The following is a 23,565-nucleotide window of genomic DNA, read 5'->3' on the forward strand; positions in this document are numbered from 1 at the left end:
TTTCAAAACAAATACGCAGGCCATTGTTATCAACAGTACTGACTGACTCATCATTATTACCGCCAGATAGATTGGTTTTTGCGGTCGGCAAAGAAGTCGTGGGGTTCCCAGAATGCCGGAATGTGTTCGTCCACATCGGCGATGGTGAAGTTCTTTTTCAGCTGACTCATGATTTCTGTCATGCGTGCGCGGTCAATTTTCATAAGTTTTTGTTTGGTGGCGTTAAAGAACAGATTTCTGTCTTTCGCTACCCGTTCTTCTTTGCCGGCAGCAAAAAAGGTCAGGTTTCTGGACACAATTTTGCAAACCGGTTCAGCAGGATGCTCCGGGTTTAACCGGGACACGATGGCATATTCATACTGGTCTTTTTCCTGACCTTTTTCATTCACCGGAATGAAGCACACACCGAATCCCTGAGGGAAATAGCCCACAATATTGATGAAGTGCTCAGCGAGCCTGCTGTTAACACTTTTTTGTTTCGCCATTTGTTCAATCAGCATATAACCCTTCGGCAGCATAGAGCGGTTATAGCCGGGTTTGGTGGACAGGATGATGGAGGAATAGACCTGCGGGATTTTTAAAATATCGCCAATGCCGGATTTACCGGTGAATGTGTCCTGCATCAGTTCCATAAGAAAGCCGTGGGGGCCTTTGTTCTGTTCACAACCGATAAAAGAAACACCGTCTCTGATAAAGGTCAGTGTTTGCTGATAGTTAATCTTTAACAGTTGCTTGCGGAAAGATTCATCCAGTTCTCTGAACGGATCATCTTCGCCGTCCCCCCCGTACAGAATGCGCACAGCCTCTTCGTGATAAAGTCCGGTGTCCTGAAAAATAGCCGCTGCGATGACAGGGGTGGCGATGAAGTTTGCCCATTCCCGCATTTTTACTTCATCGGTAAACCGTTCAAGAACGCCGGCATATTTTGATAAATAGCTATGTTTTACGCTGCTGTCTGCCAGCACTTTGTCACTTAATCTGAGAGCTAGTACGGCTTTGTAAAGCGGTTTAAGCCGTTGATGATAGCGGGCGTAATTGCCATCTTTACCCCGCGTGAGCAGAAGCAATGTGCCCAGAAAGCGGGAGCTGGCGGTCTGGGTCTCATAATAAGTTTCCCCTTCACTCAGGGAAATTATCTGCGACACAATAGTGATTATCAGGCGCTGGCGATCTGCCTGTTCTTTCTCAAGTTGCTGCACCGCGGATTTGTGTTGCTTCTTCAGATCTTCCAGCACGGCAATGTTTGCCCTGGTTTCGCTGACAACTTTGACTTCCTGCGCCAGGCTCTGAATGCGCTTTTTCAGGTCTGCGGTAACCGCATAAAAGTGTCTGGCGTATGTCACCACCGAGGGCTTTGCCGTATCCACAGGATCGACAAGTTCAATGAGTTTTTTGACTTTGCTGACATACTGGCTGTCAGCTTGAGTGGTATTGCGGTTCACGGCATTCCTGAGCGTTAAAATACTCCGGGTCTTCCTTTCCGGTTTTTTATCAGTGCCCTGATTCCCTGGCTTCCCGTTCTTTTAGCTTAGTTAAATATAAGCGTAACGTCTCGCTAATTTTAGTATTTCTTTCAATAACATCAATGTGCTCCCAGGTAGCCTTCTCGCCGCTGCGTATAAGCGATGTAATACTTTCTGAAGTCGGGTTGGCGAGGAGCTGACTGAGACTCCTGAGCTGCTTATGAGGAAGAATATTTATATTGCCTACGTACTGCTGGTCAATAACCGAACGTACTTTATGAATTGCGAGGCGGGCAGCCTTGTTACCGGTGAGGTTCTCAAGCATGTCGAATGCAAAAATGCTGTTAGACTTCGCCAGTTGACTGATGTGGCGGAATGTCAGTCCGGTCAGTGTAGTAGCACCGGCGCGGTTTGAGGATAAAAAAGGCACAGCCAGGGGATTTGTCTGGCTGACGATGCTGTGGTTAACACCGTATAACCGTGACAATTGTCTGAAAGGCAAATCCGCCATGAGTGAGCCGTCCACGAACCGGCGGTTAGGGATGTACGGTATGATATCGCCGGCAGCATTTTTAGCGCGTAGTTGCACGGGGCTGAAAAATAACGGGACGGCGGTGGAAGCCCGCACAGCCTGAGTAATAATAGCATTCGGAGACGTTTTGGCGTTGAGTACCCGTGATTGTTGATGTAAATCCATCGGTGATACGGAAATGTTGATATGACGCCCGGTCTTACTGAAAGCCTCTTCAAAAGTCATCAGATCAAACAGTTCAATGAGGGTATTTTCCAGCGCTGTGGCATCCAGCAGCGACTTCCTGCCAAACCCTGACCATTTTCTCCAGTAACGAAACTTACTCAGAATAAACTCAGGAGACAGGGCTTCTTGCAGTTCCTGCTGGTTTTTTGTGCCAATCATAGCGGCGATAATAGCACCGGCACTGGCCCCTGATATCACGGTGGGCAACAGGTTGTGTTCATTGAGGGATTTCACTACACCGGCGTGAAAAAATCCCAGACCGGCACCACCGGACAGCATCAGACAGGAGCGGCCGAATGCATGAGCCGTCTCTTCAAAAAACTGCTTTTTACGGAAAAAATCCACCATAGATTCATCAGCCCGGTAAATGGCATCCAGTGCCATCACCACTTCGCTGATAAAGGTTTCGATAAGCTGCTTGGTGCCCGTTTTACTGTGTGTAAGCAGGGCTGGGTTGGCGATATTACCCAAATTGCCATGCAATCCTTCATGGAGTACCGACATCAGGCCGGTCACATCCTGTAACTTTCTGGCTGACTGCATGCGTTGAACACGTTTGCGTATCAACCGGTAGTCGTAATCTCTGCTGGCTTCTTTTCGCTTCCAGTCATCTGCGCCGGTCAGGGCGTCGTGAGCCAGGCAGGCTTCACGGTATTCAGCATAATCAGAAGCCAGTTCAATATCCTGCTCTATTGCATTCGATTTTGAGAAAAATACCATAATACCGGCCTCTTACTGATCTTTGGAAACACATCACTTGCAGTGATATTAGCCAGCCTGGCAGGAATAATTTGAATGCTCTACCTAATTTTGAACGTATGGCGCAGATCAAGCTTTCACCGCAAAAGGTTTGCTAAATATGTAATCTCCCTTTAGCCTGAAGCTATGTCGGTAAAATAGCCAAAAACAATAGCTTGCATGGAATGGAACCCGGAACTGCTTAGCCTGCTGTCTATCCCGTTTATCAGCGCGATTGTGGGTTGGGTGACCAATTATCTGGCGGTCAAAATGATGTTTTATCCCATTGAATTTAAGGGGATCAGACCATTTTTTGGCTGGCAGGGGCTGATCCCGGCAAAACGGCGGGAAATGGCTGAAATTGAAGTAGAGCTGGTTCTGGGCAAACTGCTCAGTGTTGAAGAACTCGCCCAACGCCTGGACGGCGAACAGCTGGCCTGTGCCATCGAACGGCGCTTAAAGCAGGTGCTGAAAAGTGTGGTCAACGAGGTGATGGAAGCTTCAGCACCGGATTTATGGGCCGCAGTGCCGGTGCAGGGAAAGAATCTGGTTTACCGCCGGATTGAAAATGACATGCCCCGGGTTGTAAAAAAGCTGGTCACAGATTTTCAGTTAAATATAAATGAAATTCTGAACATCAAAGAGCTGGTAGTCGAGCAACTGGTCGGTTCGCCTTCACTCATCAATGAAATTTTTCTTACTGCCGGTGCCAAAGAGTTTCCGTTCATCGTTCGTTCCGGTTTTTATTTTGGTTTTCTTTTCGGGTTACCCACCATGTTTCTGTGGCACTATTTTCAGGCATGGTGGTTGTTGCCGCTGGGTGGGTTGCTGGTGGGCTACGCCACTAACTGGATTGCAATTAAAATCATCTTCGAACCTAAACGTCCCCGTAAGTTTGGTCCTGTGACTGTTCAGGGCATGTTTCTGAAAAGGCAGGCGGAAGTGTCCCGTGTGTATGCTGAAATTATCGAAAACAAGCTTATCACTCCGCAAAATATTACCCATGTGATCCTGCACGGCTCCGGGTCAGCATCGTTACTGGAGCTTATCGAGCTGCACGTCAATGATGCTATTGAGCGCTATGTGGCCATTGCCCAGCCGTATTTCGGGCTGGGTGTAGGCTCTGAAAATTATTTCAAGATGAAAGCGCTGGCCGTACAGCGTATTTTTGAAAACTCAGATAAAACCCTGTTTTATGCTTACGATTACGCCCATTCTGCTTTGCGGGTAGGAGATGATTTACGGGTCCGCATGCAGGCTCTCCCGCCGGAAGAATTTGAAGGCGTATTGCGTCCTGCTTACCGGCAGGATGAATGGAAGCTTATTCTGACAGGCGCATTACTGGGCCTGGCAGCCGGGTTTGCCCAGCTTTATCTGGTGTTTATCTGAACATGAAAACTGCAGACAAAATACTCTACACGGCGCTGTCATTGTTCAATGAGCATGGCGAAAACAGCGTAACCAGTGTAGATATTGCCATGGAACTGGATATCAGTCCGGGTAACCTGTACTACCATTACAAAGGCAAAGAAGTGATTGTTGAACGCCTTATCAGCATTCACAAAAATCAGATGCTGCATGTACTGCGAAGTGATATTGCCGCCCGCATCAGTGCGGAAGATGTGTTCTATTATTTCTACATGATCATTGAGAAACTGCATCTGTTTGAATTTCTTTACCGGAGTCCGGCAGATCTTGCCGAAAAGTATCCTCACGCCCACAAGGTGAGAAATCAGGTGGTGAGTGCGCTGGAAAAACAGATAAGCAATGTATTGCATGCGCTTAAATCCTCCGGTTCTCTGACCCTGGAAAAAGCGGAGTTACCTCTGCTTACTGAACTGTTAACCCTTGTGTTGACCCAGTCGTTTCAATATGACCAGCTTGGCCGCAGCCTGGACGGTGAATCTCAACGATATCACTGCCTGTCTTTATTAATGATGAGTTTATTGCCGCGGTTAACCTTACCGGAGGGCACCCTGGCTGAACTGAATCAGGGGATTGCCCGTCACAGTCTGGCAAACCTGAAACATACTGACTGGACAGACGGGGAAGACTGATGGGCCGCTCACTGTCTTTTCTGGACAAGTCTTTCTGGCTGGCGGAGTCTGACGCCAGTCCCAAGCATGTGGGTTGTGTGCAGATCCTTGAAATGCCTGAGCAGGCATGTGCTTCAGAGTACGTCAGGGCGCTTTACGAAGAAGTAAAATCGCACACAAAAATTACCCCGCCATTTAATTGCAAAATTAAAACGCTGCTGGGTTACCCCCTGGGTTTGCAGCCTGTAAAGCACATGGATATGGATTATCACGTGCAATTTCATATTACTGAAAACATTCAGGATCGCAGACAGCTCGATAAACTCACCGAAACGCTGCATGCTTCGCGGCTCGACCCGGAAAAGCCACTCTGGCAATTTATTTTTTTGCATGACAACACCAGCCGTCAGTTTGTGATTTATGCGCGGGTGCATCATCTCTACGGTGACGGCGCAACGCTTGTTCGCTGGTTTCAGGCCGGATATACCGCCGGACCTGCTGAGCAGGGATTTACTCCGGTCTGGGCACTTAAACGGCTGCGCCACAAAAGAAAGCATCTGGTGCGCTGGCGCGACAGGTTGTTCGCTGTCTGGCAGGGACTGAAAACCAGCTGGCAGTTTTTCATCATTATGTTGCGGCTGCTGATGAAGCTGGTGCGTATTAACACCCATTACATGCCGTTGCCCTTCAGTGGTACGCAAACGCCTCTTACCGGTCAGGTGAGAGCAGGCAGGGCGGTAACTACGACAGACATCGATTTTGCAGAGATTAAAGCGCTGGCAAGACGCACGCGGGCATCTGCTAACGAAATATTGCTGTGCGTATTTGATATTGCGGTTCACCGTTTTCTGAAAGATCACGGACAGCGGTTTACCCGTCCACTGTATACCAATATGCCGGTTAATTTGCGTAAACCGGGCGAGAAGACCACCGGTAATAAGATTGCCATTGTGCCTGTTGAACTGGCCCACGGCGAGCGGGACCCGTATGTGCGGTTAAGGCAAATCATTGTGAATCACCGCATCGTCAAACATGCTGCACAAAAAGCGACACCGGGGGCATTTAAAGCGTACACCATCACTATTCAGGCGGTATCACTTGTGTTTGAATGGTTACACTTGTCAGACTTCGTCAAGCCCATAGCGAATATCTTAATTTCAAACCTGCCCGGACCAAAAGAAGCCCGTTATCTGAAGGACTGCAAATTACTGGCCTGTTATCCGGTGTCCACCATGACGCCGGGTGGCGGCGTGAATATCACACTGATGACCTACAACGGAACAGCAAACGTGGGGATGGTGTGCTGTAACCGGCATGTCAAAGACATCAGCCCTCTGGCCGGTTATGTCCATGAAGCTTTAGCCATTCTTGCCCGGTCGGTGGATGAACCCGGAGTGGGTATTGAAGATATCGGCGAGCAGATTGAAAGTTATCCCCGTTCGGTCATTGCTGAATAGTGTGAAGGTTTCATTAACCTCAGCGGAAACTGAATCTCAACCCGCCGTTGACCACGAATACCTGTTTTCCCCAGCGGTGAAAAACAACTTCCCGCCAGTGGCCGCCTAATGCATAGCTGAGATCCTGCGTTTCAGCATGGCGCTGCAACACCGCATCAATTTCCGGTTTGTGATAGTCCAGAATACGCTGTTTGTTATGATCAAGATACAGGCGCAGATACGACAGCAAACGGTCAGTTTTGCCGGTGGTGGCGATACTGGCAATATTCAGAAGAGGTGCACTGATAAACTCAGTCAGTGACTTACCCAGTTGTAACCCGGGCACAATCTGACGGATCAGTGAGCGGGTGTCATTGAGCAGCGCATAGTTGTCATTAACCAGTTGGATAGCGTCGGATTTGAGATCCTCAATACTGATCACATGGTTTTGAATATCGTAAACCGGCGTTCCGCTTATCACGACAATGACATGGGCACGGTAAAGCGGGGTATCGAGGACCGTAATGTTGAGTTCTGCAAAACATTGCAGTGCCAGCCTGTTTGATTCTTCCTGACCGTGAACCTGTGCTTCCGTGATAGTCAGGCGGGCCTTTCCTCCCGGTACATCAAACGGAAAAGAGCGGGGGAACAGGGGAGTCAGTAACGCCTGTAGTTCTTGTGTGGTGTAGTCATCATACGTCAGTCTGCCTGTTTTTATCATCAGGCCGCAAACGGCGACTTTCCATTTTTCCCGCCAGCTGAGTGTCAATCCTCTGTCCCTGTGGTTCAGTCTGTCACTACAGTAACATAAAAAACACAGACAATAGCCGACAATTTGTTAAACTGGTAAGAGCAGTTGAATAAGCACATTGCGGGTGGCGTATGGTTGAAGAACAGTATGATTATGTGATCACCGGAGCGGGATCTGCCGGCGCAGTGCTGGCAGCCCGTTTGTCAGAAAATCCGTCTGTTACTGTGTGTCTGCTGGAAGCCGGTGGTAAAGACAACAATCCGTTCATCCATGTGCCGTTCGGATTGTCTTTGCTCAGTCGTTTTGACAGCATTGGCTGGGGATATTTCACTGCACCGCAAAGTGAGCTGAATGACCGCGAACTTTTCTGGCCCAGAGGGAAAACCCTGGGGGGCAGCAGTTCAGTCAATGCCATGTGCTACATTCGCGGCCAGCGGGAAGACTATGATCGCTGGGCTGAATCCGGCGCTGCCGGCTGGAGTTACAACGAAGTGCTGCCATGGTTTAAAAAGGCAGAAGATTATCACGGCGGCGCAGATGCTTATCATGGCACCGGCGGTCCCCTCAGAGTTGAAAAGCTTCGTCATACCGATCCGCTTTCCCGGTGTTTTGTGAATTCTGCAGATGCTGCCGGTTTGCCTGTCAGAACCGACTTCAACCGTGAACAGCGGGAAGGGCTTGGCTTTTATGATGTCACCCAAAAGCACGGCCGGCGCTGGTCCACGGCGCAGGCGTATCTTAAACCTGCGTTGAACCGGCCCAACCTGACGGTACATACCCGGACGCTCACTGAAAAAGTACTTTTCACCGGTAAAACCGCCAGCGGCGTGCAGGTGCGGTATAAAGGCAAAGGTCGCCGGATTGGCGCACGTAAAGAAGTCATTCTGTGCGGAGGGGCAATTAATTCACCGCATCTGTTGATGCTCTCCGGAGTGGGACCCCGTGACATGCTGATGGAAAAAGGCGTGCATGTGGTCGCGGACTCCCCGGGTACAGGCCGTAACTTGCAGGATCATCTGGACGCTATTGTGCAATACCGTTGCACGTCCCGTCAGGGCTATGCTGTTGCACTTTCTGCCATACCCTCCTACATAGCAGCCGGTTTCCGGTATTTGTTTTCATCAGGAGGCCTGCTTTCTTCCAACATTGCCGAAGCCGGCGGCTTCGCTTCTTCATCACTGGCGCAGTCCGGTCAGCCGGATCTGCAATTTCATTTCCTGCCGGCCATTCTGGCTGAACATGGCCGCCGCTCGGTTTACGGATACGGTTTCGGGGTTCACGTTTGTGCCTTGTATCCGAAAAGCCGTGGCAGTATCTCTTTGCAAAGCAGTCATCCTGCTGACCATCCGCTAATCGAGCCTGCTTATCTCACCCATCCCGACGATAAAAAAGTGCTGCTCGAGGGGGTTGCTCTGGCAGACAAGCTGGTAAACAGTACGGCTTTCGATGACGTGCGGGGGAAACGATTGTCACCGCCACAAGGGAATAACGATGAGGCATTGCTTGACGAATTTATCCGTGAGCATGCGGAAAGTATCTATCATCCTGTTGGCACCTGCAAAATGGGAGCGGCAGAGGATGAAATGGCGGTGACTGACAATCAGTGTCGCGTAAAAGGGGTAAATGGCCTGCGGGTTGCAGATGCGTCGGTCATGCCTGTGTTGCCCGGGGGCAATACAAATGCGCCGGTGGTGATGATTGCCGAGCGGGTGGCGGACCTGATCATCCGCAGTGCCGGCCATCCCTGAGCCGCCGGGCTTTCTGCAAAAGGTACTTTGCCTTCAGAACTTACTTTAATCCGGCAGAGCGGATAAACACTTCTGCGGCACAGTCGCACATTTCGCTGATATGCGACTCGTCGGCGTAAATACCATCAATTAATAGTCTTGCGATACCGTGCAGGGTACTCCAGGTGACCTGCGCCAGCCTCAGTGCATCCTGATCTTCGGGAAGCAGTCCACTGGACTGCCAGGTGCGGGTCATGGTGAGCTGGTATTGGAAGCAGGGATAAGCAATGTCTTTCAACTGTGCTGTTGCCTGATCGTTGTGCCATAACGTCCGCCCGAACATCAGTTCATAGACCTGCGGGTGGTTCGCGGCATAATTGACATACTGGTGGATAAAGCGGCGGAAACGGGTAGCCGGAGTCAGATCTTCCTGTTCAAAAATAGCTCTGGCAGAGGCGTGCCAGTCGTCAAACCCTTTAGCAGCAATAGCACTGAGTAATGCATTTTTATCTTTAAAATGGTGATACGGGGCGGTTCTCGATACGCCCGTTACCTCTGCCAGCTTTCTCAGCGACAAAGCGTCTATGCCACTGTCTTCAATGATAGTGGTGGCCGCTTCAATGAGCGCACTGCGTAAATCACCGTGATGGTAAGAAGAACCGGAAGTCATAGCGTTTCCTGATAAGTCGGTAAGCGGAGTGTCCCGTTTAATCTTGACACTGTCAACATTGGTGTTATCTTGACGGTGTCAAGTTTGCGTTGTTCACCAAACCTGGCTACAAATTCAATGACAGGCAACCATCAGGACTAAACATGAGCACCACCACGTATCCGCATCTGTTTCGCCCCCTTGATTTGGGATTCACTCAGTTAAAGAACCGCGTCATCATGGGCTCTATGCACACCGGGCTTGAAGAAATGCCGGGCGGGCACAAACACATGGCCGCATTCTATGCCGAACGAGCCCGGGGCGGTGTGGCGTTAATTGTAACTGGTGGGATCGGACCTAATGAAGAAGGCTCTACCCATCCTGCCACACGGCGCCTGGATTCAGATAAGGCCGTTGCCCATCATCGTGAAGTGACGGATGCGGTCCATGCCGAAGGCGGGAAAATTTGTATGCAAATCCTGCATACCGGCCGTTATGCCTACTCGGAGAAGCTGGTGGCGCCATCGGCTATTCAGGCGCCGATTAATCCGTACAAACCCAAAGCGCTGACAGAAGAAGAAATCGAACAACAGATCAGTGACTTTATTTTTGCTGCCACTCAGGCGCAGAAAGCCGGTTATGACGGTGTGGAAATCATGGGTTCTGAAGGTTATTTCCTGAATCAGTTTATTGCAGCCCGCACGAATCAGCGTGATGATGACTGGGGAGGCAGTTATGAGAACAGAATGCGTCTGCCGGTTGAAGTGGTGCGCCGGGTCCGTGAAGCCACCGGTGATAACTTCATCATTATTTACCGGCTTTCCATGCTGGACTTAGTCGAAGGCGGCTCTACATACGATGAAGTGGTGAAGCTGGGGCTGGCTATTGAGGAAGCCGGCGCGAATCTTATCAATACCGGGATCGGCTGGCATGAAGCGCGAATTCCTACCATTTCAACACGGGTGCCGCGGGCTGCTTTCACCTGGGTGACTGCGAAGTTTAAAGCGGCGCTCAATGTGCCGCTGATCACCTGTAACCGCATCAATACACCGGAGGTCGCAGAAGCCGTGCTGGCTCGGGGAGATGCGGACATGGTTTCCATGGCGCGGCCATTTCTGGCAGACGCTGAGTTCGTTATTAAAGCTGAACAAAACCGCAGTGATGAAATAAATACCTGTATTGGCTGCAATCAGGCGTGTCTGGACCATATTTTTAACGGCAAACTCACCAGTTGTCTGGTTAACCCGCGGGCCTGTCATGAACTGCAACTGCAAATTGCGCCGGCGCAGTCAGTGAAGCATATTGCTGTGGTCGGGGCCGGTCCTGCAGGGCTGGCGGCGGCGACTACCGCTGCACGGCGGGGGCATAAAGTCACGCTGTTTGACAGTGCATCTGAGATTGGCGGTCAGTTCAATATCGCCAGACAGATCCCGGGCAAAGAAGAGTTTAATGAAACCCTGCGCTATTTCGCCCGTCAGCTTGAGCTTACCGGCGTAGATGTTCAGCTGAACACCAGAGTGACCGCAGACACGCTGAATAACGGCAACTTTGATGACGTTATTCTGGCGACTGGTATTACCCCGAGAGTGCCCGACATTGAGGGCATTGAACACAGTAAAGTTCTCACCTATCTGGACGTGATCAGAGATAAAAAACCGGTGGGCAAACGTGTAGCGGTAATCGGTGCCGGTGGGATCGGTTTTGATGTGTCTGAGTATCTGTCACACGGGAAGAATGCGCCAAGCCTGGATATTCCCGTTTTCATGAAAGAGTGGGGCGTGGATATGACACTGACAGCAAGGGCTGGTGTGGAAGGGGTTAAACCTGCACCAGAGCCGTCATCCAGAGAAATCTTCCTGCTCCAGCGGAAAACTTCCAAAGTGGGCGCGGGTCTGGGTAAAACGACCGGATGGTCTCACCGCGCCAATCTTATGATGAAAGGAGTGAAAATGATCGCTGGCGTAACCTATGACTGCATTGATGATGAAGGTTTTCACTGCACAGTAGAGGGCAAGTCAATGGTACTACCGGTAGATAATGTGATCATTTGTGCCGGACAGGAGCCGCTGCGGGCATTGCAGGAAGGCCTGACGAAACCGTGTCATCTTATCGGCGGTGCAGATGAAGCCCGTGAACTCGATGCCAAACGGGCCATTGAGCAAGGAACAAAAGTCGCAGCGGCTTTGTAACGGTTCGAAGCAGGCTAAGCCCGGTTTTATAAAACCGGGCTTAGTGAATGGGATCCAGCAGCAGCGCATTCCCGGCCTGGTCAATGCGGAAATGAAACCGCTTGAGAATATTCATGCCTAACAGCCCCTCAGTGCCATCAAGCGTACCCGGTGGCAGCACCAGCACCGATACATCCGCCAGTCGCCACGGACCAAACTCTACTTCTTTTAATGTTACCATGCGGGCGTCTACCCGGCCGCCTGCGGTATTGACTGCAAAATTTCCCAGGTCCCGGTAATTTCCCCGTCTGGCTACTTGTCTGAATACCTCCGTCGTCACCGTTGTAACCGATGCACCGGTATCTACCAGCAATCTTGAGTGGCGGCCGTTAAGTGTCAGTGGCGCGAGATAATGATCGCCGGTTTGTTCCAGCGGCATCCTGAATGCGTTACCGGATACCTCACGTTCTTCCTCCGTGGGCGGGGTATCTTCACTTTGTGCGTCTGCGGCCTGAGGATACAGTACACGCCGAAGCGCTTCAGCCTGCCGGTCTTCAGATGGCAGCGAAGCCAGTACATTTTCCATCAGCGTAAATTTTTGCTGTCTGCCATACGCCTCTGCCAGTTGCAGGGTATAAAAACGATCTTCCGGCCGGTACTGGTAAAGTGGCTCCACAAACGCCGCAAGGGTGTCCCAGTCGCCGGCGAGCCGGAGCTTTTCTGCTGCGGTATCTGCCATTTGGGTAATCAATACGGAGATGTCCTGTTCGACCTGCGGCGGAGGGTTTCGCTCAAGAATTTTGTAGTACTGGATGATAGCTTCACTTAACGGTTCCTCACGTTTTACCCACATTGCTTCCAGCAGTAACAATTCCCAGTTATAGGGCTGGTCTCTGAGGGCGGCAGTGAGGGCAGGAAAAAAGCGTGGATCGCCATTATTAAACCAGGCTTGCAGTGTAGCCGCTGAAGGCCTTTCCTCCTGCATGGGATCTGAGGCTGAAAGGGGGAAGCTTGTCGGTGCGGGGGCTTGCACAGCAGGGCGAATACTTTCTTCAGTACTGTCTGCCAGCGGCACAACCTGCTGTGTAACGGTTTCCCGGCGGGTTACCAGCAATATGCCGTTAAGGGTGAGAGACAACACAAGGGCAGCCAGCAACCATTTGTTCACGACGTTGTCACCGCTTCAGTATACGTATTTTTAAACGGTGCAGGCATACGCGCAGGGGCACCGGTTTTTAAATTGACGCAAACAAAACGGGTTCTGGCGGCAAACACCGTTTTCCGGCGCACGGGACAAACAAACTGGAAGCGTCGCTCAAGGTTCAGCTTACCGTCGCATTCCACAATCCAGGTGGCACACAATAATGTATCACCTTCGTGACAGGGTAACAGATAGTCCAGTTCGTGACGGTGGATCACCATACCTTTACCGCATGCCCGGTAATCATTGAATGTCAGTCCCAGATGATTTGAATGTGACCAGGCCAGCGACTCCAGCTGTGACAGATAGGCCACATTGTTAACGTGCTGATAGTGATCTATGTGGGAGTCGTTTATTTGCCATGGTTTAACGAAAGGGGCAGGCAGTGCCCATTCCGGCTGGTAGTCATCGTTCGGGTACATGGGGTACAGGATTGTTTTCAAGGCTAAAATCGTCGGAAAACAGTTGTAACATTAATTGTTGCTCACGGGCAATAACCGGTCCGGTAAAGCGCTCAACATCGCCAAGTTGTCTGAAGGTATCGTATCCCCGCTGCAAAAATTCGTGCAGAGAAAGAAGTCCCGCCAGTTTTGCCGGACGGCGGGATACCGAGATAAGCATACCAATACCCCGTATTTTAATGATTGCGGCCAGTTGTTGTCCCAGGTGCCGGATGATGTCAATTTGCTGTGTTCTTGCTGCTTTATCACCCGCTTCACGGTAGGCCAGAGCATAGGTATTGTTGTTAAGCGGCTGGCACTGTAGTGCCTCAACAACCTTTTGATCCAGTTCAAAAGAGAGGGCATTCAGTGCAAGGGCGTCATCCAGCGCCTGCATGGCTTTGTCCGGCAATACTTTTGCCAGTTTCGGGATCACCCGCACGATATCAGCATCCCGCTGTGAAAAATCTTTCGGTCCGTAGAGCTCTTCTGTAAAAAAGGCCATAGCCTGGCGGTACTGTGGCTGAGCCGCCAGATCTGCGTGAGTCACCAGCAAACGTTCACACTGCCATTCTTGCAGGGCATGGATAGCCGGCAACTGGCCCATTTTTTCTGCCATGTTTTTCAACGCATTCACGCGGTGGATGTGCCTGACAATACCGGACGTGGTGTTCAAATCTGCTCTCCTTATGTTCACATCAACATATCACATTCATCCTCAGATTTGGCGGAATGACCGGCATTTGGTACTATGCGCAACCTCTTTTCAGGCTTGTCAGTGAGTTGAATGCAGCAACAAAATTCAGCCTTAAATACGATGCAACCACAAATGCAGTTTACCCCGCAGGACGATACCGATCCGCAAGTGGACGAACTCATCCGCCTGTTTGACGCCACTTTCGCTGAAAACTGGAATACCCGTCTTGTGCGCGGCGATGATGAGCCGGTGTATTTGCCTGCGGGTGATGAAGTACCTTTTCACCGCATCGTTTTTGCCCACGGTTTTTTCTCCAGTGCGTTGCATGAAATTGCGCACTGGTGTATCGCCGGTGATAAACGGCGACTGCTGGAAGATTATGGTTACTGGTATTGTCCTGACGGCCGTGACGCCAGTCAGCAGAAAGCTTTTGAACAGGTGGAAATTAAACCGCAGGCAGTGGAATGGGCTCTGACGCTCAGTGCCGGGCGTCAATTCCGGGTCAGTACGGATAATCTGAACGGGGCAGAGCCTGACCGTGAAGCGTTCACCGCAGCTGTGCATCAGCAACTGGTGCAATATACCCGTACTGGGTTTCCACCCCGTGCCGGTATGTTGATGACAGTACTGCAGGCGCATTTTAATACGGCGCCGGTTACTACAGAACGGGCAGAGGCATTAGCATGAGCGATAAATTTCGTCTGGGCGTGGTGGTTAACCCGTTTGCCGGCATTGGCGGTGCGGTGGCACTCAAAGGCAGCGACGGTGCTGCGGTACGTGAACAGGCGCTGGCGGCCGGAGCGGAACAACTTGCGGGTATTAAAATGACCCGCGCGCTGAATGTACTCAGTTCGCTTGCCGGTCAGATAACTGTGATAACCGCCTCCGCTGAAATGGGTGGAAACAGTGCCCGTGAGGCCGGTCTGACAGCAAAGGTGGTATACACACCCGCACAGGCACAGACTGAAGCTGAAGACACTGAAGCTGCGGTGGAAGCCATACTTGCTGAGGGGATCGACTTACTGTTATTTGCCGGCGGTGACGGCACTGCACGAAATGTGTGTCAGATTGCAGAGCTGCAAACGCCTGTGCTGGGCGTACCGGCCGGGTGTAAAATCCACTCCGGTGTATATGCAGTAACCCCCGTAGCTGCCGGTGAAGTGGTGGCTATGATGGTTCGCGGGGAGCTGGTGAGTGAAGCCCCGGCGGAAGTCCGTGACATTGACGAAGAGGCATTTCGTCAGGGCAAAGTACTGGCAAAGCATTTCGGTGAAATGCGGGTCCCGGATTCACTGACCTACGTTCAGGCCGTCAAAGCCGGCGGCAAGGAAAGTGATGAACTGGTGCTGGAAGATATCGCGGCCTTTATCCGTGAAACCATTGAAGATGAGCCGGACACGTTTTTCGTGATGGGATCGGGTTCCACCGTGGCCGCAATTATGGATTCAATGGGTCTGGATAATACGCTGCTGGGCGTCGATGTCGTGAAAGACGGAGAACTGGTGGCGTCGGATGTGACAGCGGTACAGCTGCTTGAACTTACTGACGGCCAGCCGGTTAAACTGGTCATTACAGTGATTGGTGGTCAGGGGCATATTTTTGGCCGTGGGAACCAGCAACTCTCACCGTCATTTATCCGCCGTACAGGGAAGGAAAATGTGCTGATCACCGCTACAAAAACCAAATTACAGTCTCTGGATGGCCGCCCTCTGCGGCTCGATACCGGTGACGCTGAATTAGATACCGCACTTGCCGGCTATTTTCCGGTGATCACCGGATACCGGGACAAAGTGCTGTATCCTGCAAAATAAGGAGACTTTATGGAATTTCCCGCCGCCGCCCCCACTGAATTTATCGGGCAATCCGGACACATCGAAGACGCGCTGGATGGTGTTGTTGATCATGGTAGTGACGATGAACTGTTTATTGCCAGCTACCTGCAAGGTCATTTTGCGGTGATTGCCAGACAACAGGAAATGCAGCCTGATGCGAGCCTGGCCACCCTGGACGAAGCAATGCAGGGCAGTTTACAAGCTGCTTTTGATAATAAAGAACTGGAAGATGAGGATCAGCGGCTGGTCATGGCGCTCTGGCAACGTCTTCTTGCCAGTGCAAAATAGTTACTACCTGATGACAGCTTTTCCCTGAAGCGGCAGACTCTTGCCGCTTCACCTCTTTCCCGCCGCCTTAAAACCCGCTTACCGGTTACTGAATTCCCCTCTGCCCCGCCACATCTTTGACGTTCCCACATGGTACGAAAATTGCGAATACCTAAGCAGACAATAAATGGCGGGTTAACGGGCCGGAGTAATGAGTACTAAATATCTGAAAAAGACAGTCCCTGCAGCATGGCTGGCAGCAGGCAGTTTAATGCTCGGAGGCTGTGCCGGAGAGAGTCCTTCGGTGGTGATGCAGGAAGAAAATATGGCGTTACCTGCATTAGGCAATATGGAGTACCACACTTACGTACTGGCGAATGAGCTGTTTGCGCAGCTGCGTCCTTCACGTCAGGCGAAATATGCCGTTACCGGTTTTGTGCCGGCAGATACCATGAGCTGGAACAGCAAACAGCAGGACCCGCTGATGATGCTTGGCCATCAACTTGAAGAGGGGTTGATCACTGAAGCCGCAAAACGGGGCTTTACCACTCAAGAGTTTAAGCTCACGGACGATATAATAATGGGAGAGTATGCAGACCGCGTACTCACCCGGGATATCGAACAACTTCCCGGCATCGAACGGGTCGATTTTTATATCACCGGCACCATTGTCCGCCAGCAGGCCGGTGCTATGGTTAACGCCAGAGTGATAAGCGCCAGAACAAAAGATGTCGTGGCTGCTGCGACACGTTTCTTTCCTGAAGGCTTGTTCTGGGAAGAAGAAAAGATCACGACCCGGAACGGGCGGCTGTACAGAACTGAGGATAAGGGGTAATGCCAATGATTTTTCAACGCAATATGATTGCCATGGCAGCAATGCTGGTCAGTATTTCAGGTTGCTCTCTGCTCAGCGATGAAGAGACCGCAGAAGCGCAGCCGGGTGCAGCTGAGCCGGTGATGAATGTCATTGATGTGCGTGCTGAAGATCGCGCTGAAGTTGTCGCCGCAGAGCCTGAAGACGAAGCTGACAGTTTCGGTGCTATTGGCCAGCCGCCTCTGTACAGCAGTGTGCAGGGAGCCTATCAGGGCCGTCCTCTGAACCGTCATGTTGGCGATTATGTCAAGAACATGACTCAGGACCTGGTTTCCAACATGGAGTACGTCACCAATAAAACGCCGGTGGCGGTAACCAATTTCGCTATGCTGGACTCTGATCTCCAGCACACCAATTTACTGGGTCATCAGATGGCTGAATCGTTTATGCACGAACTGCATAAATATCGCATTCCGGTAGTGGATTTTAAAGCAACAGATTACATCAGAGTAACAGACAGCGGTGATTTTCTGCTGAGCCGTGACTATCTCGACTTAAACAGCAGCCTGCCCATTGATTACGTTCTCACCGGCACGATGGCGAAGCATCAGGGCGGGGTACTGGTAAACGCGCGTATTCTCGGCATAGAAAGCCGCGCTGTGGTGGCGTCCGCCCAGTTACTTATACCGTTTTATGTCGTGGATGCGCTTATTCCCAGCGACAGCAACGGTAAAAGTGGCATCCGGGATGGTGTGAAGCTGACACGGGGTTAAGACGATGACGTTTGCCAAACCTTCAGTTCCGGCTATCACAGTAATATCAGGCCGTTTACTGGCTGTTATGCTGGTAGCCGGGCTCTCCGCCTGTACCACCATTGATGAACACTACCATGCTTACATGGATGGTGAGGGTGATGCTCACACGCAGCCTGCGCAACCGCCGGGTGACAGTGCGGCTTCATCTTCAACGTCAGAAGCGACTTCCTATCCGCAGGCTGATGTGGTGACACATGCTGCACCAGAGGACATTGCACCTGAGAGCAACGCACCGGTGAACATGGCAGCGGTGCCTGAGACAGCACAATGGCAATACCGGCCTGATTCCCGTGACCGTAACCCGGAGGCCAGTGAACAGACAGGGCCGGTAGCGGTTGAGTGGCACGATCCTCTTGTAACCGGCTATCAGCCGGACAGAACACACAAAGCGCTGGCAGACTATGCATCCCAACTGGCAATGCAACTGATGGACTCTGCTACAGAGCTTAGCAGCAACGATTTAATCGGTGTGGCAAGCTTCGTAAGGCTGAACCGGTCGCTGCAGGAAACCACAGTGATGGGAAATCAGCTGGCTGAACTGCTCATCGCAGAATTGCAGAGTTTTGGTGTGGGTATTGTCGATTTTAAAATGGCTGATGCGTTGACAGTCACGCCGTTTGGCGATCTGGCCATGACACGGACCGGCGAAATACAGAGCCGCTCAATGCAGATGGATCATATTCTCACCGGTACCCTTATCGAAGAGCCCAGAGGTGTGCGGGTCAATGCACGTATTGTGTCCGTTGATAAGCATCAGGTTGTCGCCAGTACCAGTCTGCTTGTTCCGTCTTTTATGGTTACTGCGCTGAACAGCGGCAGCCAAACCGGAAAATAGTCATCTTTTAGTATGAGATTTCCCGCCGGCCACCGATAAATACTTTCCTATCGGGGCAGGCTGGATTATTATTCATACTGGCGTTTGAATGCCACATTCAAATTGCCGCTCTGCGCCGGCATGGTGTTATGACTCAACCATCTCCATAGCACTCTGCCCGGCTCAGGGCGCCACTCCTCTGTTTGAATTTCTGATAGCAAACCTTTGCGGTGCGGTTGCCTGAAGTAAAGACTCCGGTGCCGGTAGCGGTGTATGAGTTAACTGGCCTGTCAAAATTTGCGCCATTAACGGCGCCGTAGTTAACCCTCTTGAGCCGAGTCCGGTTAAAGTGAACAGTCTGCCGGCAGGCGGCTGTGTCTGGCTGCTGAGTGGCTTTCCGGTGCTCAGGGCGCGGTATTCTTCGTACAACACGTCATTACTCAACAGTTGTCCGCTTGCGGGCTGGTGATCCGGCAATGTCAGACGGATTGCTGCTCTGGCTTTTCCGTCGTGTTGAAGCTGCGCTACCCAGCTGTCTGCCCCCATTGCTTTTTTATGTGTCGCCAGATTTGTCTGTGTGTCGCTTTCACGCACATCACACCGGGTATCATCTTTTCCATAGGTAGACCCCAGAGCATGGCGGTTATCCATTTGTGGTGTCATGTAGCCTTTATGACAAAGTACGGTACGCAATGCACTGACTGATGGCTGGCCGGGAATAGCCTCTACCTGACCCCGCACGGGACGAAGTGGCAATGCCGTCATCTGCGGAATATGGATACTGTCAGCACCGGTGGCAATGACCGCGTAATCAAAGTGCTGTTCTTTTCCGTTAACACAAAGGGTGACGCCATCTTCCTGTTCAGTAACAGCAGTGACCTTTGCGCCGGTTTGAACCCGGATATTTTCGTCGCAGCCGGCAATTAACGCACTGACCAGTTCCGGCGGGCAAACCCAGCCACCCAACGGTATGTGCAGTCCGCCGGCGGGCAACGGAACACCGGCAAAATCACTGGCATCCTGCTGAGATATGGCGCATACAAGTGCTTCAGGCCAGACTTCGCTGTCCAGCAATTTAGCCTGTCGTTCACCTACCGTTTCGCTGAAATTAAGTTGCAGTACGCCACACCAGTCGTGTGTAAAAGGCTCCGGTAACTGCCGGTACACCCGGCTGGCGTATAAAAAACCGTGAGCCTGAATTTGACTGGCAATACTCGCCTCACTGTGAAGCTGAGGATAAAAACCACCCTGAGGATTACCCGATGCGCCCTGAGCAAGGGTTTCATCTGCACACAAGACTGTGGCAGATATCCCTGTACGGCTCAGGCTCCGGGCCAGAGTTGCTGCTGCCAGTCCGCCGCCGATAATTGCCAGGCGGTGGTTTGCCGTGACTGCATCGTTATTAAAACGGGAGTAAGGCGGTGCGGCGGGAGCTGAGTGCTGGCCATCAAAATATCCGCCCAGCATGTCGCGCTTGCGGCCAAAACCTTTACGTTTTTCAACAACAAAACCGGCGTCTCTCAGGCCCCGTTTCACAATCCCTGCTGCGGTAAACGTGCCGAAGGTTGCGCCTTGTCTGGATACTCTGGCCATTTGTGAAAACAAAGCTTCCGTCCACATGTCCGGGTTTTTACCGGGCGCAAAACCGTCCAGAAACCAGGCATCAATCAACCCGCGGGGCGGTACGTGCCATTGGGGCAGTAATTCATGTACATCGCCAATCCATAAATCCAGCGTGGTGTGAAATTCATCAAAGTGAAGTCTGTGGCAACCCTGAATGGATAGGGGATAGTTATTCAACAGCGCCTTTGCTGCCTCCTCTAATACCGGAAATGCGGTCAGTGCCCTGGCCAGATCGTCTCTGGCCATGGGGAATTTTTCTGTTGAGAGGATAAACAGCTGTTTCAGCGGGTGCTCAGGATGCTCTGCTCTGAACGCAGCGAAGGCCTGCATTGCCACCAGGCAATTCAGGCCGGTGCCAAAACCGGTTTCCGCAATAACAAAGTCGCGGCGGGTATGTGCCAGCCAGCGCGCCGGAATATCGTTACCGGCAATAAACACATGATGGGTTTCATCAATGCCACTGTCGTTGGAAAAATAGACGTCATCGAAGTCGTCAGCAACCGGAGTGCCGCTGTCATTAAAATAAACTTGCGCAGTGCGGGATTTCACGTTTTGATATTCTGCAAGACAAACATTGGGTGATCATACCTTGCATGATACATTGAGCAAAGCAAACACGCGGGGTTGAAGCCTGTTTTCTCTGTGTTGATGAAAAGCTGAACGTTTTCGGCTTTTGGTAATCATAGCAGGGGCAGATAAGACACAAATGACGGGGCAGGGTACGTGTAAACGGTATGGGAAAAACGTTAAGTAAAAAGAGCAGACCAGTTTACGGATGAAAATCGTTACCATATGCCCCATCAAAATAAAGGGTTAGTTATGAGAAGAGCAGTTATTACCGGTCTGGGCATCGTGTCCAGCATTGGTGTAAATCAGGACGAAGTGCTGGCTTCATTGAAAGCAGGCAAATCAGGTATCACTTTTTCAGAGCAATTCGCTGAAATGGGTCTGCGCAGCCAGGTCTGGGGTAACGTGGACATTGATTTATCAGAGCACATCGACCGTAAAGTTATGCGCTTTATGGGTGATGCCGCTGCTTATGCTTATGTGGCAATGCAACAGGCAATCGCTGATTCCGGTTTGGAAGAAAAAGATATTTCAAATGAACGCACTGGTATTATCGCCGGCTCCGGCGGTGCGTCATCATTAAATCAGGTTGCTTCAGCAGACATTCTTCGTGAGAAGGGCGTAAAACGTATGGGTCCTTACATGGTTCCCCGTTGTATGGCCTCTACAGTTTCAGCCTGTCTGGCAACACCGTTTAAAATTAAAGGTGTGAACTATTCTATCGCTTCAGCGTGTGCGACCAGTGCTCACTGTATTGGTAATGCCCTGGAACTGATCCAGCTGGGTAAACAGGATGTGGTATTCGCCGGTGGCGGTGAAGAACTGCACTGGTCACTGTCCAGCCAGTTTGATGCCATGGGAGCGTTGTCGTCGAAATACAATGACAACCCGTCTGTTGCTTCCCGTACTTATGATGCTAACCGCGATGGTTTCGTCAGCTCCGGTGGTGGCGGTATGGTTGTTGTAGAAGAGCTGGAACATGCTCTGGCCCGTGGTGCAACCATCTACGGTGAAGTGGTAGGTTACGGCGCCACGTCAGACGGCTACGACATGGTCGCGCCTTCCGGTGAAGGTGCGGTACGTTGTATGAAGATGGCGATGCAGAATGTTAATGCACCTATCGATTATCTGAACACTCACGGCACATCTACGCCGGTGGGTGATGTGAAGGAACTGGCTGCTATTCAGGAAGTCTTCGGTCAGTCCGGTGTGCCAATCAGTGCAACCAAGTCTCTGACTGGTCATGCTCTGGGTGCTGCCGGTGTGAATGAAGCGATTTACAGCTTGCTGATGATGAAGAACAACTTCATCGCGCCGTCTATCAACATTGATACGCTGGACGATGCAGCGGCGGGCCTGGACATTGTGACAGCCACCCGTGAAGCAACCCTGAATACCATTATGTCTAACAGCTTTGGTTTCGGCGGTACAAACGCTACGCTGGTTATGCAGCGTTACAACGGATAAGTAAGCAGTCAGAAGACTGTTTATACTGCTATAAATGATAAACGCCCGCACCGGTTATCCGCTGCGGGCGTTTCGTTTTGTGAATTACGTTACGTTCCAGTATTATACCGGCCTTAGCAAGTCTGACAGTGTTTGATATGACCCGCATTTTGTTCGAAGAAAGTATCCCTCAGGGAATGGCCTATTTTTCAGCGCTCGGCGAGGCTTCACCGTTTCATGGTCCTTCGCTGGATGCAAAAGCGCTTTTTGGTACTGACTATCTGGCGGTCAGATCTACCACCAAAGTGAACGAAGCGCTGCTGTCCGGTGCCGGGCAGTTAAAGCTGGTAACTACGGCAACGGCGGGCACAAATCATCTGGATAAAACCGCACTGGAACAGGCGGGTGTGCCATGGCGTTCTGCCGGTGGATGCAATGCAGTAGCCGTAGCTGAGTATGTGGTGAGTGTACTGATGAACGCTCACCGTCAGGGCAAGCTGGATTTAAGCCGTATTACTGTTGGTGTAGTCGGCGCCGGACATGTAGGCAGTGCACTGGCAGAAAGACTGCATGCACTTAACATTGCTCATGTACTGTGCGATCCGCCTCTTGAGGCCGCCGGTGACAGCCGGCATTTTACCGGCATGGACACCATCATGACCTGTGATGTCATTACCCTGCATGTGCCTTTTGTCAAAGACGGACCTCATCCCACCGTGGATTTGCTTAATGCAGAACGTATAAGCGGTCTGCGGGCAGGGCAGCTGCTGATCAATGCCTGTCGCGGTGAAGTCATTGATGAACCTGCGTTGCTGACACGTTTACAACAACCTGAGGCACCGCTGGTGGTTCTTGATGTGTTCCGCAATGAACCTGAGATCAATCAGGCATTGTTGCCGTATTTGTGGTTTGCCACACCTCACATTGCCGGTCACTCTGTTGAAGGTAAGCTGCGGGGAACGCAAATGGCATATGAACATGTGTGTGAAGCCATGGGTGTAACGCCAGAACTCACTATGGAAGATTTTTTAACTGCGCCGGAAGCCCGTCATTTTGACGTGCCTGATGCCACAGCCGAAGCGCTGGACTGGGTTACGTTGTCTGACCTGATCTTGTCTGTATACGACGTCAGCAAAGACGACGGGCTGTTTCGCCGTGATACCGGTAAAGAAGGGTTTCTTAATTTACGTAAGCATTATCCTGCCAGAAGGGAATGCAGTGCCGGTTTTCTGCGACTTGCAGCACCGGTTTCAGAAGGCATAACAGAGCAACTGAGTGGCCTGGGTTTTCAATTTAATTTTGTGCGCTGAAACTTTCAGCGTAC

At 51.3% G+C, this 23,565-nt stretch carries 21 protein-coding genes; 13 read left to right on the forward strand and 8 right to left on the reverse strand.

Annotated elements, in window-relative coordinates; genetic code table 11:
* Positions 1-56 precede the first annotated feature (56 nt).
* Both ACXAH4_RS10705 and ACXAH4_RS10710 read right to left on the reverse strand, forming a co-directional pair.
* The gene (locus ACXAH4_RS10705) at positions 57-1,442 is read right to left on the reverse strand and encodes a hypothetical protein (RefSeq protein WP_474881839.1); all 1,386 of its coding nucleotides are present in this window, start codon (positions 1,440-1,442) and stop codon (positions 57-59) included.
* Between the two features lie 49 nt (positions 1,443-1,491).
* The gene (locus ACXAH4_RS10710) at positions 1,492-2,943 is read right to left on the reverse strand and encodes a DUF3336 domain-containing protein (protein ID WP_474881991.1); all 1,452 of its coding nucleotides are present in this window, start codon (positions 2,941-2,943) and stop codon (positions 1,492-1,494) included.
* 195 nt (positions 2,944-3,138) lie between these two features.
* Between ACXAH4_RS10710 and ACXAH4_RS10715 the strand changes: the two genes are divergently transcribed.
* Genes ACXAH4_RS10715 through ACXAH4_RS10725 form a run of 3 tightly spaced genes read left to right on the forward strand, consistent with a single transcriptional unit; the run spans position 3,139 to position 6,451 of the window.
* Entirely contained in the window at positions 3,139-4,347 is a 1,209-nt protein-coding gene (locus tag ACXAH4_RS10715; protein ID WP_474881840.1) for a DUF445 domain-containing protein, read from the forward strand.
* Between the two features lie 2 nt (positions 4,348-4,349).
* Positions 4,350-5,015 (forward strand): TetR/AcrR family transcriptional regulator, encoded by a 666-nt coding sequence (locus ACXAH4_RS10720; protein WP_474852760.1) that lies wholly within the window; start codon positions 4,350-4,352, stop codon positions 5,013-5,015.
* Complete coding sequence (locus ACXAH4_RS10725) at positions 5,015-6,451, forward strand: wax ester/triacylglycerol synthase domain-containing protein (protein ID WP_474881842.1); 1,437 nt, start codon at positions 5,015-5,017, stop codon at positions 6,449-6,451. Before ACXAH4_RS10720 ends, ACXAH4_RS10725 begins: the two co-directional genes overlap by 1 nt.
* Positions 6,452-6,470: 19 nt before the next feature.
* On the opposite strand, the gene ACXAH4_RS10730 is transcribed toward ACXAH4_RS10725, so the two are convergent.
* Positions 6,471-7,199 (reverse strand): DUF4403 family protein, encoded by a 729-nt coding sequence (locus ACXAH4_RS10730; protein WP_474846475.1) that lies wholly within the window; start codon positions 7,197-7,199, stop codon positions 6,471-6,473.
* 113 nt (positions 7,200-7,312) lie between these two features.
* Here ACXAH4_RS10730 and ACXAH4_RS10735 point away from each other — a divergent pair, with 113 nt between their 5' ends.
* A complete protein-coding gene (locus tag ACXAH4_RS10735) occupies positions 7,313-8,929 on the forward strand; it encodes a GMC family oxidoreductase (protein WP_474846473.1) in 1,617 nt (538 codons plus the stop codon).
* Positions 8,930-8,969: 40 nt separating this feature from the next.
* Here ACXAH4_RS10735 and ACXAH4_RS10740 read toward each other — a convergent pair whose 3' ends face one another.
* The gene (locus ACXAH4_RS10740; protein WP_474846471.1) at positions 8,970-9,578 is read right to left on the reverse strand and encodes a TetR/AcrR family transcriptional regulator; all 609 of its coding nucleotides are present in this window, start codon (positions 9,576-9,578) and stop codon (positions 8,970-8,972) included.
* Between the two features lie 143 nt (positions 9,579-9,721).
* Between ACXAH4_RS10740 and ACXAH4_RS10745 the strand changes: the two genes are divergently transcribed.
* On the forward strand, positions 9,722-11,746 hold the full coding sequence (locus tag ACXAH4_RS10745; RefSeq protein ID WP_474846469.1) for an oxidoreductase: 2,025 nt from the start codon (positions 9,722-9,724) through the stop codon (positions 11,744-11,746).
* Between the two features lie 40 nt (positions 11,747-11,786).
* Here ACXAH4_RS10745 and ACXAH4_RS10750 read toward each other — a convergent pair whose 3' ends face one another.
* The 3 genes from ACXAH4_RS10750 to ACXAH4_RS10760 are packed head-to-tail and all read right to left on the reverse strand — an operon-like array spanning position 11,787 to position 14,042.
* The gene (locus tag ACXAH4_RS10750; protein ID WP_474846467.1) at positions 11,787-12,893 is read right to left on the reverse strand and encodes a retropepsin-like aspartic protease family protein; all 1,107 of its coding nucleotides are present in this window, start codon (positions 12,891-12,893) and stop codon (positions 11,787-11,789) included.
* Positions 12,890-13,348, reverse strand: a complete 459-nt coding sequence (locus ACXAH4_RS10755) for an acyl-CoA thioesterase (RefSeq protein ID WP_474846465.1) — start codon at positions 13,346-13,348, stop codon at positions 12,890-12,892. Before ACXAH4_RS10755 ends, ACXAH4_RS10750 begins: the two co-directional genes overlap by 4 nt.
* Positions 13,332-14,042, reverse strand: a complete 711-nt coding sequence (locus tag ACXAH4_RS10760) for a DUF8198 family protein (RefSeq protein WP_474846463.1) — start codon at positions 14,040-14,042, stop codon at positions 13,332-13,334. The genes ACXAH4_RS10755 and ACXAH4_RS10760 overlap by 17 nt, the downstream gene beginning before the upstream one ends.
* A gap of 141 nt (positions 14,043-14,183) precedes the next feature.
* Between ACXAH4_RS10760 and ACXAH4_RS10765 the strand changes: the two genes are divergently transcribed.
* From ACXAH4_RS10765 to ACXAH4_RS10790, 6 genes are all read left to right on the forward strand, one after another.
* Positions 14,184-14,750 (forward strand): elongation factor P hydroxylase, encoded by a 567-nt coding sequence (locus ACXAH4_RS10765; protein WP_474869230.1) that lies wholly within the window; start codon positions 14,184-14,186, stop codon positions 14,748-14,750.
* Positions 14,747-15,874 carry an ATP-NAD kinase family protein gene (locus ACXAH4_RS10770; RefSeq protein ID WP_474869145.1) on the forward strand — a complete coding sequence of 376 codons (1,128 nt, stop codon included), beginning with the start codon at positions 14,747-14,749 and terminating at the stop codon, positions 15,872-15,874. Before ACXAH4_RS10765 ends, ACXAH4_RS10770 begins: the two co-directional genes overlap by 4 nt.
* A 9-nt stretch (positions 15,875-15,883) precedes the next feature.
* Positions 15,884-16,183 (forward strand): YfcL family protein, encoded by a 300-nt coding sequence (locus tag ACXAH4_RS10775; protein WP_349587696.1) that lies wholly within the window; start codon positions 15,884-15,886, stop codon positions 16,181-16,183.
* Between the two features lie 190 nt (positions 16,184-16,373).
* Entirely contained in the window at positions 16,374-16,997 is a 624-nt protein-coding gene (locus ACXAH4_RS10780; protein WP_474881844.1) for a FlgO family outer membrane protein, read from the forward strand.
* A complete protein-coding gene (locus ACXAH4_RS10785; protein ID WP_474869147.1) occupies positions 16,997-17,749 on the forward strand; it encodes a FlgO family outer membrane protein in 753 nt (250 codons plus the stop codon). The genes ACXAH4_RS10780 and ACXAH4_RS10785 overlap by 1 nt, the downstream gene beginning before the upstream one ends.
* Positions 17,750-17,753: 4 nt before the next feature.
* Positions 17,754-18,626 carry a FlgO family outer membrane protein gene (locus tag ACXAH4_RS10790; protein ID WP_474869150.1) on the forward strand — a complete coding sequence of 291 codons (873 nt, stop codon included), beginning with the start codon at positions 17,754-17,756 and terminating at the stop codon, positions 18,624-18,626.
* Positions 18,627-18,788: 162 nt separating this feature from the next.
* On the opposite strand, the gene mnmC is transcribed toward ACXAH4_RS10790, so the two are convergent.
* A complete protein-coding gene (gene mnmC / locus ACXAH4_RS10795) occupies positions 18,789-20,777 on the reverse strand; it encodes a bifunctional tRNA (5-methylaminomethyl-2-thiouridine)(34)-methyltransferase MnmC2/FAD-dependent 5-carboxymethylaminomethyl-2-thiouridine(34) oxidoreductase MnmC1 (RefSeq protein WP_474881846.1) in 1,989 nt (662 codons plus the stop codon).
* Positions 20,778-21,047: 270 nt separating this feature from the next.
* Here mnmC and fabB point away from each other — a divergent pair, with 270 nt between their 5' ends.
* Positions 21,048-22,262 (forward strand): beta-ketoacyl-ACP synthase I, encoded by a 1,215-nt coding sequence (fabB, locus tag ACXAH4_RS10800; RefSeq protein ID WP_119501829.1) that lies wholly within the window; start codon positions 21,048-21,050, stop codon positions 22,260-22,262.
* A gap of 137 nt (positions 22,263-22,399) precedes the next feature.
* The gene (locus ACXAH4_RS10805) at positions 22,400-23,551 is read left to right on the forward strand and encodes a 4-phosphoerythronate dehydrogenase (protein ID WP_474869156.1); all 1,152 of its coding nucleotides are present in this window, start codon (positions 22,400-22,402) and stop codon (positions 23,549-23,551) included.
* The last annotated feature ends 14 nt before the right edge of the window (positions 23,552-23,565 follow it).

It is taken from the genome of Alteromonas sp. ABV2_168, from assembly GCF_056161165.1.

Excerpts from the sequence above, each read along its gene's own strand:
- ACXAH4_RS10715 (WP_474881840.1), top strand. The coding sequence starts at position 3,139 with ATGGAATGGAACCCGGAACTGCTTAGCCTGCTGTCTATCCCGTTTATC.
- ACXAH4_RS10720 (WP_474852760.1), top strand. The coding sequence starts at position 4,350 with ATGAAAACTGCAGACAAAATACTCTACACGGCGCTGTCATTGTTCAAT.
- ACXAH4_RS10725 (WP_474881842.1), top strand. The coding sequence starts at position 5,015 with ATGGGCCGCTCACTGTCTTTTCTGGACAAGTCTTTCTGGCTGGCGGAG.
- ACXAH4_RS10735 (WP_474846473.1), top strand. The coding sequence starts at position 7,313 with ATGGTTGAAGAACAGTATGATTATGTGATCACCGGAGCGGGATCTGCC.
- ACXAH4_RS10740 (WP_474846471.1), bottom strand. The coding sequence starts at position 9,578 with ATGACTTCCGGTTCTTCTTACCATCACGGTGATTTACGCAGTGCGCTC.
- ACXAH4_RS10745 (WP_474846469.1), top strand. The coding sequence starts at position 9,722 with ATGAGCACCACCACGTATCCGCATCTGTTTCGCCCCCTTGATTTGGGA.
- ACXAH4_RS10755 (WP_474846465.1), bottom strand. The coding sequence starts at position 13,348 with ATGTACCCGAACGATGACTACCAGCCGGAATGGGCACTGCCTGCCCCT.
- ACXAH4_RS10765 (WP_474869230.1), top strand. The coding sequence starts at position 14,184 with ATGCAACCACAAATGCAGTTTACCCCGCAGGACGATACCGATCCGCAA.
- ACXAH4_RS10770 (WP_474869145.1), top strand. The coding sequence starts at position 14,747 with ATGAGCGATAAATTTCGTCTGGGCGTGGTGGTTAACCCGTTTGCCGGC.
- ACXAH4_RS10775 (WP_349587696.1), top strand. The coding sequence starts at position 15,884 with ATGGAATTTCCCGCCGCCGCCCCCACTGAATTTATCGGGCAATCCGGA.
- ACXAH4_RS10780 (WP_474881844.1), top strand. The coding sequence starts at position 16,374 with ATGAGTACTAAATATCTGAAAAAGACAGTCCCTGCAGCATGGCTGGCA.
- ACXAH4_RS10785 (WP_474869147.1), top strand. The coding sequence starts at position 16,997 with ATGCCAATGATTTTTCAACGCAATATGATTGCCATGGCAGCAATGCTG.
- ACXAH4_RS10790 (WP_474869150.1), top strand. The coding sequence starts at position 17,754 with ATGACGTTTGCCAAACCTTCAGTTCCGGCTATCACAGTAATATCAGGC.
- fabB (WP_119501829.1), top strand. The coding sequence starts at position 21,048 with ATGAGAAGAGCAGTTATTACCGGTCTGGGCATCGTGTCCAGCATTGGT.
- ACXAH4_RS10805 (WP_474869156.1), top strand. The coding sequence starts at position 22,400 with ATGACCCGCATTTTGTTCGAAGAAAGTATCCCTCAGGGAATGGCCTAT.